The sequence below is a fragment of the Ideonella sp. A 288 genome, from assembly GCF_002198735.1.
In the GTDB taxonomy this organism is placed as follows: domain Bacteria; phylum Pseudomonadota; class Gammaproteobacteria; order Burkholderiales; family Burkholderiaceae_C; genus Pseudaquabacterium.
Genome location: NZ_MWLO01000056.1, coordinates 1 through 15,701, shown reverse-complemented (window position 1 = coordinate 15,701; position 15,701 = coordinate 1). Strand labels below are relative to the sequence as shown.

11 protein-coding genes and 1 riboswitch are annotated in these 15,701 nt (G+C 69.6%); of the genes, 4 read left to right on the top strand and 7 right to left on the bottom strand.

The genetic code is table 11. The features are described from left to right. Positions 1-190 precede the first annotated feature (190 nt). From EOINJALH_RS03095 to EOINJALH_RS03085, 3 genes are all read right to left on the bottom strand, one after another. Positions 191-760 (bottom strand): TMEM165/GDT1 family protein, encoded by a 570-nt coding sequence (locus EOINJALH_RS03095; RefSeq protein WP_088278849.1) that lies wholly within the window; start codon positions 758-760, stop codon positions 191-193. Between the two features lie 17 nt (positions 761-777). Next, positions 778-967: riboswitch (yybP-ykoY riboswitch) on the bottom strand. Positions 968-980: 13 nt separating this feature from the next. Continuing rightward, positions 981-1,643, bottom strand: a complete 663-nt coding sequence (locus EOINJALH_RS03090) for a class II aldolase/adducin family protein (RefSeq protein ID WP_088278847.1) — start codon at positions 1,641-1,643, stop codon at positions 981-983. A gap of 73 nt (positions 1,644-1,716) precedes the next feature. Further along, the gene (locus EOINJALH_RS03085; RefSeq protein WP_088278846.1) at positions 1,717-2,934 is read right to left on the bottom strand and encodes a 6-phosphofructokinase; all 1,218 of its coding nucleotides are present in this window, start codon (positions 2,932-2,934) and stop codon (positions 1,717-1,719) included. 139 nt (positions 2,935-3,073) lie between these two features. Between EOINJALH_RS03085 and EOINJALH_RS03080 the strand changes: the two genes are divergently transcribed. Both EOINJALH_RS03080 and EOINJALH_RS03075 read left to right on the top strand, forming a co-directional pair. Continuing rightward, the gene (locus tag EOINJALH_RS03080; protein ID WP_088278845.1) at positions 3,074-4,159 is read left to right on the top strand and encodes a TRAP transporter substrate-binding protein; all 1,086 of its coding nucleotides are present in this window, start codon (positions 3,074-3,076) and stop codon (positions 4,157-4,159) included. Positions 4,160-4,164: 5 nt separating this feature from the next. Next, positions 4,165-6,666, top strand: a complete 2,502-nt coding sequence (locus tag EOINJALH_RS03075) for an ATP-binding protein (RefSeq protein WP_088278844.1) — start codon at positions 4,165-4,167, stop codon at positions 6,664-6,666. A 22-nt stretch (positions 6,667-6,688) separates the two neighbouring features. On the opposite strand, the gene EOINJALH_RS03070 is transcribed toward EOINJALH_RS03075, so the two are convergent. The 4 genes from EOINJALH_RS03070 to EOINJALH_RS03055 form a co-directional block, all read right to left on the bottom strand. Continuing rightward, a complete protein-coding gene (locus EOINJALH_RS03070; protein WP_310732259.1) occupies positions 6,689-8,260 on the bottom strand; it encodes a methyl-accepting chemotaxis protein in 1,572 nt (523 codons plus the stop codon). Positions 8,261-8,429: 169 nt separating this feature from the next. Continuing rightward, positions 8,430-9,374: a response regulator gene (locus EOINJALH_RS03065; RefSeq protein WP_088278843.1), complete on the bottom strand. Its 945-nt coding sequence runs from the start codon at positions 9,372-9,374 to the stop codon at positions 8,430-8,432. A gap of 40 nt (positions 9,375-9,414) precedes the next feature. Then, positions 9,415-11,208, bottom strand: coding sequence for a DAHL domain-containing protein (locus tag EOINJALH_RS03060; protein ID WP_088278842.1), 1,794 nt, complete (start codon positions 11,206-11,208; stop codon positions 9,415-9,417). 55 nt (positions 11,209-11,263) lie between these two features. Continuing rightward, positions 11,264-12,271: a cytochrome-c peroxidase gene (locus tag EOINJALH_RS03055; RefSeq protein WP_088278841.1), complete on the bottom strand. Its 1,008-nt coding sequence runs from the start codon at positions 12,269-12,271 to the stop codon at positions 11,264-11,266. A 371-nt stretch (positions 12,272-12,642) separates the two neighbouring features. On the opposite strand from EOINJALH_RS03055, the gene EOINJALH_RS03050 reads away from it, so the two are divergent. Beyond that, on the top strand, positions 12,643-15,015 hold the full coding sequence (locus tag EOINJALH_RS03050) for a bifunctional salicylyl-CoA 5-hydroxylase/oxidoreductase (RefSeq protein ID WP_088278840.1): 2,373 nt from the start codon (positions 12,643-12,645) through the stop codon (positions 15,013-15,015). A gap of 109 nt (positions 15,016-15,124) precedes the next feature. Then, positions 15,125-15,701 (top strand): MarR family winged helix-turn-helix transcriptional regulator (locus EOINJALH_RS03045; RefSeq protein ID WP_144289834.1); only part of this gene is annotated, 577 nt, incomplete at its 3' end.

Sequence of the window (15,701 nt, the reverse complement as noted above, 5' to 3'; positions counted from 1 at the left end):
GCGAGTTCTGCGGCGCGACCCCGAGGCGAGCATCGCAGCGCAGTCGGCGCAGCCGACCGCCACAGTCAGCGCCACCGCGGGCTGCCGCCTGTCGCGCCGCGCAGATCGTCGGACGGAACGGCCGGCCGCATCGAGGCCATCCGAGTCGCCAAGATCACCGCACAGGAGCGCGCTTCGCGCCCGACACCGGTCAGAACAGCTTGCCGACGTTGAACAGCGTCAGCACCCCCAGCACCGCGAAGATGCCCGCGGCGATGGCGTGCACCAGTTGCATCGACACCTTCTTCGCCACCTGGTCGCCCAGCAGCACGGCCGGCACATTGGCGATCATCATGCCCAGCGTGGTGCCCATGACCACCGCCACCAGGTCGCTGTAGCGCGCGGCCAGCGCCACCGTGGCGATCTGCGTCTTGTCGCCCATCTCGGCCAGGAAGAAGGCCAGCACCGTGGTGCCAAAGACGCCGAAACGCTGGTGCCCGCCCTCGGCCTCGTCGAGCTTGTCGGGGATCAGCATCCACACCGCCATGGCCAGGAACGAGCCGCCGATCACCCAGCGCAGCAGGTCGGGGCCCATGGCGCGGGCGATCCAGTCGCCGACCAGTCCGGCGGCGGCATGGTTGGCCAGCGTGGCCACCAGGATGCCCAGGATGATGGGCACGGGCTTGCGAAAGCGCGCGGCGAGCAACAAGGCCAGCAGCTGCGTCTTGTCGCCCATTTCACCGAGCGCGACGATGCCGGTGGAGACGAGGAAGGCTTCCAAGGTGGGTTCTTTCCGGGCCGATGACACACCGATGACCACAGCCGCCCCCCGGCCACGTGCGGGGGCGCTGCGGTCAAAGGTCTTGCCAGGCCTTCCGGGGTGTTGATTCCCGGGGCTGCGGGCGCCATGGCAGCGACGCGGTCGCCGCCAAGTCTGTTGACGCCAGCCTCTGCGGGTGCAGAGCGGCTACTCCCCAATGACGAGTAGAGCGCGCAGTTTATCAGGCGGGCCGCTGCTTCAGGCCGTAGTTCGCGAACTTGGCGACCACGGTGTCGATCTCGGCGGCCGGCAGCAGCCGGGGCGTGCCGCCCAGCATCAGGCACATCACCTGCTGCTGCGCCAGGGTCTCGACCTCGCGCGCCAGCCACATCGCCTTGTCGAGGTCGCGCTCGAAGGCCAGCAGGCCGTGGTGGGCCAGCAGGCAGGCCTTGCGCCCGTCCAGCGCGGCCACCGCCGCCTGCGACAGCGCCTCGGTGCCGTAGGTGTGGTACGGCGCGCAGCGGATGGGCGCCCCGCCGGCGGCGGCGATCATGTAGTGCAGCGCCGGGATCTCCTCGCCGCGGATGGCCAGCACGGTGGCGTAGGTGGGGTGGCCGTGCACCACGGCGCCGGCCTCGGGCCGCGCCTGGTAGATGGCCTGGTGCATGCGCCACTCGCTGCTGGGGTCGAGCGCGTGCTGCCAGCTGCCGTCGTCGTGCACCCGCACCATGTCCTCGGGCCGCAGTGTCTCGTAGCCGATGCCGCTGGGCGTGACCAGCATGCCGCCGTCCACGCGCACGCTCAGGTTGCCCGAGGTGCCCGTGGCCAGCCCCAGCGGCACCAGGCGCTGGGCCTGACGCACCAGTTGCTCGCGCAGGGCTGATTCGGGGTGCGCCGAGGTCATTGGGGCACCCTTGCGCTTCGCGCTGTCCCGCCGGGCGGGAGCGAGCGCTTCTTCGGGCGGCCGTGCGAGGCGCTCACTTGTTCAACACCTTGGCCACCGGCGCCGGCCGCAGCCGGTAGGCGTCGGGCAGGCCCGAGCCGAGCAGCGGGCGCAGGTACATGCGGAAGGCGTCGGTGACGTCGGTGCCGCTGTCGGCGATGAAGGCGTCCTCCATCACCCGCGTCTTGCCGGCCACCGACTCCAGCGGGATCAGCTCGTAGTCGGCCGAGTAGTAGCCGGTGCGTTTGATGGCCACCGAGCCGTTGCGATCACCCCACATCGCGAACTGCACGGCCTTCTCGCCCACCTCGCGCGCCTCGCGCTGGTCGACGTCGCTGACGCAGCCGACGAAGCTGCGCTGCACGTAGCCGAAGGTGTCGCCGCGCACCCGCTTGATGCCCAGCTTGGCCTTGACCTCCTCGCACAGCAGGTCGGCCAGCGCGCCGTTGCCCGACAGCTGCACGTTGCCGTGGGCATCGCGCTCCAGGTCCTTCGCCAGCTGGGCCGCGATCGGCCGGCCCGAGGCGTCGTGGATGCCCTCGCTGACGGCGATCACGCAGCGGCCATGGCGCTCGTGCATGGCCTTGACATCGGCCAGGAACCTGGGGAGCTCGAAGGTGCGCTCGGGCAGGTAGATCAGGTGCGGACCGTCGTCGGGGAACTTCTTGCCCAGCGCCGAGGCGGCGGTCAGGAAGCCGGCGTGGCGGCCCATCACCACCGCCAGGTACACGCCCGGCAGCGCGGCGTTGTCGAGGTTGGCGCCGGCAAAGGCCTGGGCAACGAAGCGCGCGGCCGAGGGGTAGCCCGGCGTGTGGTCGTTGCCCACCAGGTCGTTGTCGATCGTCTTCGGGATGTGGATGCAGCGCAGCGGGTAGCCGGCCTTCTGCGCCTCCTCGCTGACGATGCGCACGGTGTCCGACGAATCGTTGCCGCCGATGTAGAAGAAATGCCCGATGCCGTGGGCCTTGAGCACCGTGAAGATCTCGTGGCAGTAGGCCAGATCGGGCTTGTCGCGCGTGCTGCCCAGTGCCGAGGCCGGCGTGCCGGCGACCATTTCGAGGTTGTGGCTGGTCTCCTGCGTGAGGTCGACGAAGTCCTCGTTGACGATGCCGCGCACGCCGTGCCGGGCGCCGTAGACCAGGTCGATGCTCTTGTGGCGCCGGGCTTCCAGCACCACGCCGACCAGCGACTGGTTGATGACCGCCGTCGGCCCGCCGCCCTGCGCGACGAGGATTTTTCCCGGGTTGACCATTCGCGTGCTCCATTCGACGCCAGCCGACGCTGGCAAGTGCCGATAGGGTAGCTGCAAAGGCCGTGCTGAATGCAGCATGATCATCGAAGGGCGCCCATGCGCTAGAGTTCCCTCGCGTCGAGGCATAAGGAGTACCTCTATGACAGCTCACAGCCCCCGCCGGCCCGGTTGGCCGGTGCGGATCGCCGTGGCGGCGGCGGCGCTTCTGGTCGGTCAGGCCGCCCAGGCGCAGCCGGCGGGAACCCCGGCGCCACAGCACCTGCGCATCGTTGGCGGCCTGGCCGGCGTCAACCAGTTCACGCGGCACGAAGAGCCGTTCTGGGCCCACGATCTGAAGAAGCTGAGCAACGGCCGCGCCAGCGCCGAGATCGTGCCCTTTGACCGCGCCGGCATCCGTGGCCAGGACATGCTGCGCCTGATGACGCTGGGCGTGGTGCCCTTCGGCACCGCGCTGCTCGGCCTCAGCGTGGCCGAGATGCCGATCGTGGCCGCCCCCGAACTGGCCGGGCTGAGCCCCGACATGGCCACGCTGCGCCGCACCGTGTCGGCCTTCCGGCCGCACCTCGAGAAGACCCTGAGGGAACGCCACGGCATCGAAGTGCTGGCGATCTACACCTATCCCGCGCAGGTGGTGTACTGCACCAAGCCATTCAACGGCCTGGCCGGCCTGGCCGGCCGCCGCGTGCGGGTGTCGGGCCCGTCGCAATCCGACATGGTGCAGGCGCTCGGTGGCCAGCCGGTGCCCACGCCGTTCGCCGACATCATGACGCACATGCGCAGCGGCAACCTCGACTGCGCCATCACCGGCACGATGTCCGGCAATACGATCGGCCTGCACGAGGTCACCAGCCACCTGCACACCATGGCCGTGACCTGGGGGCTGGCCATGTTCGGCGCCAACGCCGCGGCGTGGCAGGCGCTGCCGGCCGACCTGCAGGCGCTGCTGCGCCGCGAGTTGCGCACGCTCGAGCAGTCCATCTGGGACGAGTCCGACCGCGAAACCGGCCAGGGCGTCGCCTGCAACACCGGCCAGGCGGCCTGCACCGCGGGCAAGCGCGGGCGCATGGTCGAGGTCAAGGCCAGCCCCGAGGACGAGCGGCGGCGCCAGACCCTGCTGGCCGAGACCGTGCTGCCGCGTTGGCTGCAACGCTGCGGCCCCGACTGCGCCGAGGTGTGGAATCGCACCATCGGGCCCGTGGTCTCCATTCCGGCCAAGGCGCCCTGAGCCCCATGCAACCGTCACGCCGCGCGACAGCGGTCATCTGGGGCGGGGCGGCCCTGTTCATCGCCGCGGTGGCGGCCACGGCGGCGATGCTCGTTTCCGTCATCCGCAGCGAGGAGCTGATCGAAGGCGAGGCCCGCCTGCAGCGCGTCGTCGCCAGCGCCGAGGCCGAACTCAACCGCGCCCTGCTCGGTGTGGACATGGCACTGGCCAGCATGGACGAGATGCTGCCCATGCTGCCGCACACCAACGGCCTGATCGACACCGAGGCGCTGCAGCGCCGGTTGCTGCACATGACGCGGCAGAGCCTGATGCTCGGCGACCTGTTCGTGCTGGACGACCAGGGGCAACTGCTGGCCACCGCCAAGGACGCCACCGCGCGCCTCGGCCTGCAGGCGCCGGTGCAGCTGCACGCCGAGGCGCTGGCGTCGCCGGTGCCGCTGATGGCCATCAGCGGCCCGGCCTTCAGCCAGGCCAGCGGTGAACGCGTGCTGTTCTTTGCGCGTTCGGTGAGCCTGGGCCCGGGGCGGCGTGGTGTGGCCATGGCCCAGGTCGGCGTGGCCGACATTTCCACCGTGCTGGGCCAGCCCGCGGAAGTCACCGAACTCGACGTCAGTTTCGAGCACGAGAGCGGCCTGCTGCTGGCCAGCATGCCACCCAACGAGCGCCTGAACGGCACGGTGCTCGCCCCGCCGCTGGCCGCGGCATCGGCCACCGGCCAGGCCTTCCACGGCGCAGCCCGCCTGCACGCGCAACCGGCACTCGTGGCGGCCCGGCCGCTGCTGTACCGCCAGTACCGCGTGGTCGGGGCCGTGCCGCTGGCCAGCGTGCTGGGCACCTGGCATCGCACCAGCCTGGCCATCGCGTGGGTGGCCGTCGTCTTCACTGCCATGGTGCTGGGGGCCGCGGCCTTCGCGCAGCGCCACGTCACCCGCATGGCCCGCGCGCGGGAGGAACTGGCCACCTCGAAGGCCACGCTCGAACGGGCCATGGCGTCCATGCACGACGGCCTGCTGCTGTGCGATGCGCAGGACCGCGTCGTGGCCTGGAACGAACGCTACCTCGACATGTTCCCGTGGCTTCGACCGCTCATCAAGGTGGGCACGCCGTTCAAGACGCTGGCCAGCGCCGCCGCCGGCGCGATCCTGGCCGACGGCACCGAAAGCGACCGCCTGGCCTGGGTCGAGGAGCGCCTGGCCATGCGCGAACGCGACCGCACCATGCACACGCGCACCGGCGCCGACAACCGGGCCATCCACACCATCGAGCGCCGAACCCCCGAAGGCGGCATGGTCAGTGTCTACCGCGACAGCACGGCGGTGGAGCGCGAACTGTCACGGCTGAAGGAGGCCGCCGAGGCCGCCAGCGAGGCCAAGTCGCGCTTCCTCGCGGCGATGAGCCACGAGATCCGCACGCCGCTCAACGCCGTGCTCGGCATGAACGGCCTGCTGCTGGCCAGCCCGCTGACGGCCGAACAGCGGCGCCACGCCGAACTCATCCGCAGTTCGGGCCAGAGCCTGCTGGCCATCATCAACGACATCCTCGACCTCTCCAAGATCGAAGCCGGGCGCATGGAACTCGAGATCGTCGACTTCGCCCTGGCCGACACGGTGACCGACGTGGTCTCCCTGCTCGAGGTGCGGGCCCAGGCCAAGGGCCTGGTACTGGCATTGCACCTGCCGCCGGGCCTGCCCAAGCATGTGCGAGGCGACCCGAGCCGCCTGCGGCAGGTGCTGTTCAACCTGGTGGGCAACGCGCTGAAGTTCACCGACGCCGGTGGGGTCAACGTGCGGCTGATGCACCGCCGGCTCGACGACGGCCGCATCGAGCTGACCGTCGAGGTCGAAGACAGCGGCGTGGGCATCCCTGACGAGGCCCTGCCCCGCCTGTTCGAGCCCTTCTCCCAGGGCGACAGTTCAACCGCCCGGCGTTACGGCGGCACCGGCCTGGGCCTGGCCATCAGCCGGCAGATCGTCGAGTTGATGGACGGCCACATCCGCGCGCGCAGCAAGCCCGGCCAGGGCAGCGTGTTCACGGCCGTGATGCGCCTCGAACCCGGCGCCCGGCCGCTCCGCGACGATGCCATGCGCGATCCGCTGCTGTCGGCGGGCACCACCTCGCGCCGCATCCTGGTGGCCGAGGACAACAACGTGAACCAGATCCTGATCAAGGCCATGCTCGACCGCCTGGGTCATTTCAGCGACATCGTGGCCGACGGCGCGGAAGCCGTGCGCCAGGTGCAGGCAGCGCAGTACGACCTGGTGCTGATGGACATCCAGATGCCACTGATGGACGGCGCCACCGCGATGCGCACCATCCGTGCGCTCAGCGGGCCGGCTGCGTCGGTGCCGATGATCGCGATGACCGCCAACGCGATGCCCGAGGACCGCGTCGCCTACCTCGCTGCCGGAGCGAACGGCTACGTCGCCAAGCCGCTCGACATCGCCGTGCTGTCCGACACCATCGAGCGTGCCTGCCGCTCGCCCGGTCCCGGGGTGACGCCGGGGTGAGCCGCGCCCGTAGACGCGCAGGCTAGTGTGACGGCGCCCCCGCGCCAGCATTCGCCAGCTTGAACACCGCCACGGCCTGCACCAGTTGCAGGGCCTGGCCCTTCAGGCTTTCGGCTGCCGCGGCACTTTGTTCCACCAGCGCGGCATTCTGCTGCGTCACCTGGTCCATCTGGCCCACGGCTTCGCCCACCTGGCTGACGCCCGCGCTCTGCTCGCTGCTGGCCGCGCTGATCTCGACCACGATATCGGTCACGCGCCTGATCGACGCCACCACCTCGGCCATCGTGGTGCCCGCCTGGTCGACCAAGGCCGTACCCTGCTCGACGCGCTCGACACTCACGCCGATCAGGCCCTTGATCTCCCGGGCCGCTTCCGCCGATCGGCTGGCGAGGCTGCGCACTTCGGAAGCCACCACCGCGAAGCCGCGGCCTTGTTCTCCGGCACGGGCCGCCTCCACAGCGGCATTCAGTGCCAGGATGTTGGTCTGGAACGCGATGCCATCGATGACGCCGATGATGTCGGCGATCTTCTTCGAGGCGTCGTTGATGCTTTTCATCGTGTCGACGACCTGTGCGACGACCTCGCCGCCCTTGATCGCCACCGCGCTGGCACCCTGGGCCAGCTCGTTCGCCTGCCTGGCGTTGTCGGCGTTCTGCTTGACGGTGGCGCTCAGTTGTTCCATCGACGCCGCCGTCTCTTCGAGCGCAGAGGCCTGCTCCTCCGTCCGCTGGCTCAAGTCCTGGTTGCCCTGCGCGATCTGCGCACTGGCTGTCGCCACGCTTTCCGAGTTCTGTCTCACCCCGGACACCACCTTGACGAGACTGGCCTGCATGTCCTTCAACGCGAGCAGCAGCTGCGCCGTCTCGTTCCTGCCGGAGGCGTCGAACTGCACGCTCAGGTCGCCGGATGCGACGGCGCGCGAAACCTCCACGGCGCGGTCGATGGGGCCGGTGATGGAGCGAACGATCCAGATGCCCATGAAGACCGCCGTCAGCACCGCCACGGCGCCCGAAGCCCAGGTCGCCGACCTGACACCCGCCACAGCGGTCGCGGCCAGCCGGGCCGACTCTTCCATCAGCCCGTGCTGGAACGTGATCGTGTCGTCCAAGGCCGCCAGATAGCTCGATTGCACGGCGCGAATGTCGGACAGCAGCATGGCCTTGGCCGCGTCGGCCTTTCCCGACCGCACCAGCTCGACGAACTTCTCCTGCAGCGGGATCAGCGCGGCGCGCGCCTGGACGACCTTGGCCAGTTGTGCCTTGCCCTGGTCGCTCCAGATCCCGGCCTCGAGGGCCTGAAGCCGCTCACCGGTGCTCTTGATCGCCCCTTGCAGGCGATCGAGTTCCTTGGCGATCTCTGCGCCGTCGGTGAAGATGACGACGTTGCGCAATGCCCGGGCGCTGACGTTGACGTCGCTCTTGATCTGGTTCAGCGCGGCGATCTTCGGGTACCTGTCATCGACAACCTTCGCGAACGATTCGTCCACGGTCCCGATCTTCAGCAGCGCCACGCCCCCCATGAAGACGCACAGCAGCGCAAGCACGCCGAATCCCAAGGTCAGTCGGGTCGATATCTTCATGTCGGCGAAGCTCATGGCAGTGTCCGTGTGATGGGTGCTCTGATACTGCCCTGTGTATGGGCGCGGGAATGAGCCGACGTGAGCGCCCTTTCCCTGTCAATTCGACCCTGCCCCGAAATCGTGCGCGGCCTTGCCGGCACCGTTGACTCCCCCGATGTGCCCTACGGCCCGCGGGCCGTAGGGCTCAGGCGGCCTTGCGCGAGAAGAACGAGAAGCGGCTGCGCAGGCGCGACAGGCTGGCGATCACGCTGGCGGCCAGCGAGGTGTTCTCAGGCTCGATGGCCTTGGCCACCCGGTGGCGCGCCACCAGGCGCGGATCGGCGCGGAACCGCCGGTGCTCCTTCATCGCCGCCGACACGGCCAGCTGGAACACGCCGGCGCGGATGGGCTTCATCGCGAAGCGGAAGATCTGCGCCTGGTTGATCATCTTGATGACCAGGTCGCTGTCGGCCGAGCTGGTCAGCATCACCGTGGTGATGAGCGGGAAGTTCTTCTTCAGGATGCGCAGCAACTGCCCCGTGTCCTCGCTGCCCACCCGCGCCTCGGAGACGATCACGCCGATGTCCTGCTGCTCGATCACCTTCAGCGCCTCGGCCACGTTGGACGCGCCGAACACGCGGTAGTCTGCCGCGAACAGGTGCATGATCTGGCGCCGGTCGGTGTCGCTGTCGTCCAGCACCAGCAGGGCCGGCGCGGCCACCGCGTTGAACATCGACGGCACGGTCTCGAACTGCGACGGCGTCACCTCGGCCGAGGCCAGCGCGATGTCGGCGGCCTCGGCCACCGTGGCCTTGATCTCCTCGTTGTTCCAGGGCTTGTTGGCGAAACGGAACACCTCGCCGTCGTTGACCGAGCCGACGATGGCCGCCAGGTCCGAGTAGCCGGTCAGCAGGATGCGCATGGTGGCCGGCGAGCGCTGGCGCACCGCGGACAACAGCTCGATGCCGGTCATGCCCGGCATGCGCTGATCGCTGACGACGACCTGGATGTCGTGCGCATCGATGATCTTCAGCGCCGCGTCGCCGCTGGTCGCGGTGAACACCTCGAAGTTCGCGCGGAACATGATGCGCAGCAGGTTGACGATCCGCTCCTCGTCGTCGACGAACAGTACCTTGGCCTTGGTTTTCATGCGTTACTCCGTGAAATGCAGGCTCGGTTGACTCGGTGCTTCAGGCCGCGAGCAGTTCGCGATCGCCCTCGATGGCCGGCTGTTCGATGGCCCGGATGGGCAGCAGGATCGAGAACACGGTGCCCACACCCTCCTCGGTGTCGACGAGGATGCGGCCGCCGTGCTGCTGCACGATCTTGTACGAGATGGACAGGCCCATGCCGGTGCCCCGGCCGATGGCCTTGGTGGTGAAGAAGGGGTCGAAGATCTTCGGCAGCACGTCCTTCGGGATGCCGCAGCCGTTGTCCTGGATCTCCACCCGCACCATGTCGTGGCCCTCGGCCACCGTGCGCAAGGTGATCACGCCCTTGGCCTCGCGGCCCTCCATCGCGTGGGCCGCGTTGGTGACGATGTTCAGGAACACCTGGTTGATCTGCGACGGCGAGCAATGGATGGCCGGCACGGCCTCGAACTCGCGTCGGATGTCGACGGTGTTCTTCAACAGGTTGCGCGCCAGCAGCAGGGTGCTCTCCAGGCCCTCCTGCACCGAGAACTCGCTGACGCGGGCCCGGTCGAGGCGACTGAAGTTCTTCAGGTTGACGACGATCTCGGAGATCTGGTCGATGCCGTGCACCCCGTCCTGCAGCAGCGTGGACATCTCCTCGAGCAGGCCGTTCTCGACCAGGTCGCGGCTGATCTCGTCGACATTGCGCAGCTGCAGGTTCAGCTCGGCATTGCTGCGGTCCGGCCGCCGCACCGCCTGCGTGAACTGATGGCAGCGCTGCGCCAGCTCCTTCACCGGCGCGAGCTGCTCTCCCAGCACGTCGAAGGTGCCTTTGACGTAGGCCAGCGGCGTGTTGATCTCATGGGCGATGCCCGCCACCATCTGGCCCAGCGCCGACATCTTCTCGGTCTGCACCATGTAGACCTGCGACTCCTTCAGCTCCTCATTGGTCCGCTTGAGCACCGAGTTGGTCGCGTTCAACAGGCGATAGCTCTTGTAGAGCCGCCGCCCGATGGCGGCCAGCAGGCCCAGCAGCAGGGCGGCATAGGCCACCAGCGCCTGGGCATAGCGCTGCTGCGTGAGCAGCAGCTTGTCGTGCTCCTGCGCCTGGGCCACGCTGAGATCGTCGATCGCGCGCGCCGTCGGCAGTGCCGCCAGCTCGGCCAGCAGCTGGCCGCCCACCTGCTGCTGCTTGACGATGGTGGCCACGTGCGCACCCAGCATCTCGGCGCGCTCGCGCACCTCGGGCGCGAAGCCCTGCACCTGCCGCTGCAGCGCGGCGGCGCCCTCCTCGACGCGGGCCTTCAGTTCGGACTCGGGCGACAGGTTGTAGGCCATGGTGTCGGCCAGCAGCGTGTTCAGCAGCTCCTCCACCCGCGCCCGCGCCGCGGCAGGCTGGGTGCTGGCGCGCGTCGACTCGGCCAGGTCGCCGGCGGCCACGGGCAGGAAGCGCGACGAGTTGCGCAGGATCGCGTTCTGCGACTTGAAGCGCTCGATCAGCGCGATCTTGCGGTCCATTGCCGTCTTGAAGGCGGCCAGCAGGGGACTCAGGCGCGCCTGGCCCTCCGAGCTCTGGCCCCAGACGTGCTCGGAGCCCTCCTGCAGCTTGGCTTCCAGCGACTCGATCAGCGGCAGCGGACTGGCCACCGGATCGTAGTTGTTGTTCAGGCCGGTCTTGGATCGCAGGACGTCCACGTTCCACTCCGCGTCCACCTGCTTGAGCTGCCGCAGCGTGGCGACGATGTCGTTGTTGCCGTCGAAGTCGACCGACCGGGTCTTGGCGATCAGGAAGCCGAGGACGGCAATCAGCGCGAGCGCGCCGACGCCGTAGGCGATGCGGGTGTTCTTCATGGGGGGGTCCTTCGGCATTCGGCGTCGAGGCGTCGCACGGGGCGGCATCGGCGCATCACTGGGCAGCGGAGATCTCGGCCTGGTCGAGCGGGCGGCCCTTGTACTCGCCCGTCAGCGTGCGCAGGAACATCACGATGCGCTCCTGGTCCTGGGCCGAGGCCGCCCGGCCCAGCTGCACCCTGAACATCACCGCCACGGCCTCGGCCAGCGTGCGCGCCGATCCGTCGTGGAAGTAGGGCGCGGTCAGGGCCACGTTGCGCAGGCTGGGCACCTTGAACACGTGCCGGTCGGCCTCGTTTCGGGTGACGTTGTAGCGGCCCAGGTCGGCCGCGGTGACGTTGCCGCGGCGCGCGAAGTAGTCGCCCATCACGCCGAAGGTCTGGTACATGTTGCCGCCCACCGCCACGCCTTGGTGGCAGGCCACGCAGCCGTACTTCTTGAACAGCTCGTAGCCCTTCAGCTCGTCGGCGCTGATCGCCGACCTGTCGCCGCGCAGGTACTTGTCGAAGCGGGCGTTGGGAGTGTGCAAGGAGCGCTCGAACGTGGCGATGCTGTCCTGCAGGTTCTTCGCCTGCAGGCCATCGGGGTACAGCGCCTTGACCTGCGCCACGACGCCTGCGTCCTGGGCGAGCTTGCCCAGCACCTCGGGCCAGCTGCTGCCCATTTCCTTGGGGTTGTGCACGGGGCCCGCCGCCTGCTCCTCGAGCGACGCGGCACGGCCGTCCCAGAACTGGCGGAAGTTCAGGCCGCTGTTGAAGACGGTGGGTGCGTTGATCGGGCCCTTGGCGCCACCGATGCCCACCGACGTGGGCAGTCCGTCGACGCCCCCGCGCGCCAGGTTGTGGCAACTCGCGCACGACAGGCTGTTGTCGCGCGACAGGCGCTTGTCGTGGAAGAGTTTCTCACCGAGGGCCACCTTGCGCGGATCGAGCCGGAGGTCGATCGGCACCGGCTTGATGGGCTCGTCCATCGGCTCGGCCGCGGCACAGTGCAGGGCCGCGCTCAACAGCGCGCCCAGGACCGACGCGCCGACACGGTGGCGATACAGCAAATTCGCCCGCATGAGCTACTCCCTTACTGCCTGACGTTGGGGGTTTCGGGCCCCCGGTTGACGACTGCTCTGGCGCGCCCGATCGAACCACCAGGGTCCGAGCAGGTTGTGAACAATTGTTAGGCAACCCTCGATTCCAGGGCGTGCCATATTGCCCGATGTACTGCGGACGACCCCACTCGAATGGGGGGGTCGGTGGCTCCCTGCCCACCCTCGGGTGCCGCGTCCGGTGCGGCCCGGCGCAAGTCGCCCGACTCGCCACCTGCCGGCGCGGCCCTGCATTGCCAGGCCCGCCGTTTAGTTGACTTCTAAACTAAATCGGCCTAGATTCCGCCCATGCCGGCCGGCCCGCACGGGGCCGCGGCGGTCCGGGAGACACCTGCATGCGCATCACCTGCCTCGGCGGCGGCCCCGCCGGCCTGTACTTCGGTCTGCTGATGAAGCGGCAGAACCCCGCGCACGAGGTCACCGTCGTCGAGCGCAACAAGCCCTACGACACCTTCGGCTGGGGCGTGGTGTTCTCCGACGCCACGATGGACAACATGCGCCGCTGGGACCCCGAGACGGCCGCCGAGATCCAGCGCGCCTTCAACCACTGGGACGACATCGAGCTGCACTTCAAGGGCGAAGTCATCCGCTCGGGCGGCCACGGCTTCGTCGGCATCGGCCGCAAGACGCTGCTCAACATCCTTCAGCGGCGCTGCGAGCAGCTGGGCGTGCGCCTGGTGTTCGAGACCGAGGCCGATTCCGACGCCGACTACCCCGATTCGGACCTGGTCATCGCCTCCGACGGTATCTCGTCGAAGGTGCGCACCCGCCACGCCGAGGTGTTCAAGCCCGACATCGTGGTGCGGCCCAACCGCTACATCTGGCTGGGCACCCACAAGCGCTACGACGCCTTCACCTTCCTGTTCGAGAAAACCGAGCACGGCTGGTTCCAGGCCCACATCTACAAGTTCGACGAGGACACCACCACCTTCATCGTCGAGTGCCCCGAGCACGTCTGGAAGGCGCACGGCCTGGACCAGGCCGACCAGGCGCAGTCCATCGCCTTCTGCGAGCGCCTGTTCGCCGACAACCTGCAGGGCGAGAAGCTGATGACCAACGCCCGCCACCTGCGCGGCTCGGCGTGGCTGAACTTCCAGCGCGTCACCTGCGAGCAGTGGTCGCTGTTCAACGGCCGCAGCCACGTGGTGCTGATGGGCGACGCGGTGCACACCGCGCACTTCGCCATCGGCTCGGGTACCAAGCTGGCCATCGAGGACGCCATCGAGCTGGCCCGGCTGTTCGGCGAGATGGGCGACGCGCCCGCGCGCATCCCCGAGGTGCTGGCGCGCTACCAGGCGCTGCGCCGCATCGACGTGCTGCGGCTGCAGAACGCCGCCTGGAACGCGATGGAGTGGTTCGAGGTCTGCGGCAGCCGCTACTGCGACCAGCTGCCGCCGCAGCAGTTCATGTACTCGATGCTCACGCGCAGCCAGCGCATCAGCCACGAGAACCTGCGCCTGCGCGACGCCGGCTGGCTGGGCCGCTTCGAGGCCTGGTTCGCCGAACGCGCCGGCGTGCCCGCGCGCCCGGGCCACACGGCGCCGCCGCCGATGTTCACGCCCTACACGCTGCGCTCGGTGACGCTGAAGAACCGCGTCGTGGTCTCGCCGATGGCCCAGTACTCGTGCGTCGACGGCGTGCCGGGCGAGTTCCACCTGGTGCACCTGGGCTCGCGCGCGATGGGTGGCGCGGGCATGGTGGTGGCCGAGATGACCTGCCCGTCGGCCGACGCCCGCATCACCCCCGGCTGCCCGGGCCTGTGGACCACCGCGCAGCGCGACGCCTGGAAGCGCATCGTCGACTTCGTGCACCGCGAGAGCGACGCGAAGATCGCCGTGCAGATCGGCCACGCTGGCCCCAAGGGGTCCACCAACGCGCCGTGGCAGGGCGCCGGCGCCGACCAGCCGCTGGCCGAGGGCCGCTGGCCGCTGCTGGCCGCGTCGGCCCGGCCCTACCTGCCCGACGGCGCGGTGCCGCGCGCGATGACCCGCGCCGACATGGACCGCGTGCGCGACGATTTCGTGCGCAGCACGCTGCTCGCCGCCGAGGCCGGCTTCGACTGGATCGAGCTGCACTGCGCCCACGGCTACCTGCTGTCGTGCTTCATCTCACCGCTGACCAACCACCGCAGCGATGACCACGGCGGCCCGCTCGCCAACCGCCTGCGCTTCCCGCTGGAGGTGTTCACGGCGGTGCGCGCAGCCTGGCCGGCGCACCTGCCGATGTCGGTGCGCATCTCGGCACACGACTGGGTCGAGGGCGGCATCACCCCCGCCGACGCCGTGGCCATCGCGCAGGCCTTCAAGGCCGCGGGCGCCGACATGATCGACTGCTCGTCGGGCCAGGTCAGCGCCGATCAGCAGCCCAGCTACGGCCGCATGTACCAGACGCCCTTCGCCGACCGCATCCGCAACGAGGCCGGCATCGCCACCATCGCCGTCGGCGCCATCAGCGAGGCCGACCACGTCAACAGCATCATCGCCGCCGGCCGCGCCGACCTGTGCGCCGTCGCCCGGCCGCACCTGGCCCACCCGGCCTGGACGCTGCACGAGGCCGCGCGCATCGGCTTCACCGACCTGGCCTGGCCGCGGCAGTACGCCAGCGCCAAGAGCCAGCTCGAGCGCAACCTCGAGCGCGAGCGCACCCAGGTGGCGCAGACCGCGCTGTTCGGCCCCACCGAGCAGGCCAACCGGGCGATGGGGGTATGAGACACCCTGTGTCAACCCCTGCGGGCGGGCCGAGCGCCGGGCCGCTCCCAAGCCGGCCCGCCATCCCCTCGGGGGATCGGCCGAGGTACTCGTCGGGCGAGGGGCTGGCATGACCCGGCCGGCACCCAGGCGCGCCGCCTCGGCGCTGGCCGAGGCCCACATCGGCATCGAGGCCCGCGCCGGCGCCGACGACCACATGGCGCTGCGCCTGTGGCTGCGCCTGCTGGCCTGCAGCACGCAGATCGAGACCGAGATCCGCAAGCGCCTGCGCGCGCGCTTCGGCATCACGCTGTCGCGCTTCGACTACCTGGCCCAGCTGCACCGCCACCCCGAAGGCCTGCGCATGAACGCGCTGTCGCGCTACCTGATGGTCACCGGCGGCAACGTCACCGGCCTCACCGACGAGCTCGAGAAGGAAGGCCTGGTGCAGCGCGAGCCGTCGCCCACCGACCGCCGCGCCTTCGTGCTGACGCTCACCCCGGCCGGGCGCGACAGCTTCGAGCGCATGGCGCAGGAGCACGAGTCCTGGGTCATCGAGCTGCTGGGAGGCCTGAACGCCCAGGACCGCAAGACCCTGCACACGCTGCTGGGCACGCTGCGCCTGACCATGGCGCAGCGGCAGGACGATGCCGGCCCGCCGCCTGCCGCGGCAGCCGCTCCCACACGATCCACCAGCCCCCCCACCG

What these genes read in the sequence shown, in the direction of transcription:
- EOINJALH_RS03055 (WP_088278841.1), bottom strand. Translation starts at nt 12,271, where the DNA reads ATGCGGGCGAATTTGCTGTATCGCCACCGTGTCGGCGCGTCGGTCCTG.
- EOINJALH_RS03075 (WP_088278844.1), top strand. Translation starts at nt 4,165, where the DNA reads ATGCAACCGTCACGCCGCGCGACAGCGGTCATCTGGGGCGGGGCGGCC.
- EOINJALH_RS03090 (WP_088278847.1), bottom strand. Translation starts at nt 1,643, where the DNA reads ATGACCTCGGCGCACCCCGAATCAGCCCTGCGCGAGCAACTGGTGCGT.
- EOINJALH_RS03070 (WP_310732259.1), bottom strand. Translation starts at nt 8,260, where the DNA reads ATGAGCTTCGCCGACATGAAGATATCGACCCGACTGACCTTGGGATTC.
- EOINJALH_RS03065 (WP_088278843.1), bottom strand. Translation starts at nt 9,374, where the DNA reads ATGAAAACCAAGGCCAAGGTACTGTTCGTCGACGACGAGGAGCGGATC.
- EOINJALH_RS03085 (WP_088278846.1), bottom strand. Translation starts at nt 2,934, where the DNA reads ATGGTCAACCCGGGAAAAATCCTCGTCGCGCAGGGCGGCGGGCCGACG.
- EOINJALH_RS03080 (WP_088278845.1), top strand. Translation starts at nt 3,074, where the DNA reads ATGACAGCTCACAGCCCCCGCCGGCCCGGTTGGCCGGTGCGGATCGCC.
- EOINJALH_RS03060 (WP_088278842.1), bottom strand. Translation starts at nt 11,208, where the DNA reads ATGAAGAACACCCGCATCGCCTACGGCGTCGGCGCGCTCGCGCTGATT.
- EOINJALH_RS03050 (WP_088278840.1), top strand. Translation starts at nt 12,643, where the DNA reads ATGCGCATCACCTGCCTCGGCGGCGGCCCCGCCGGCCTGTACTTCGGT.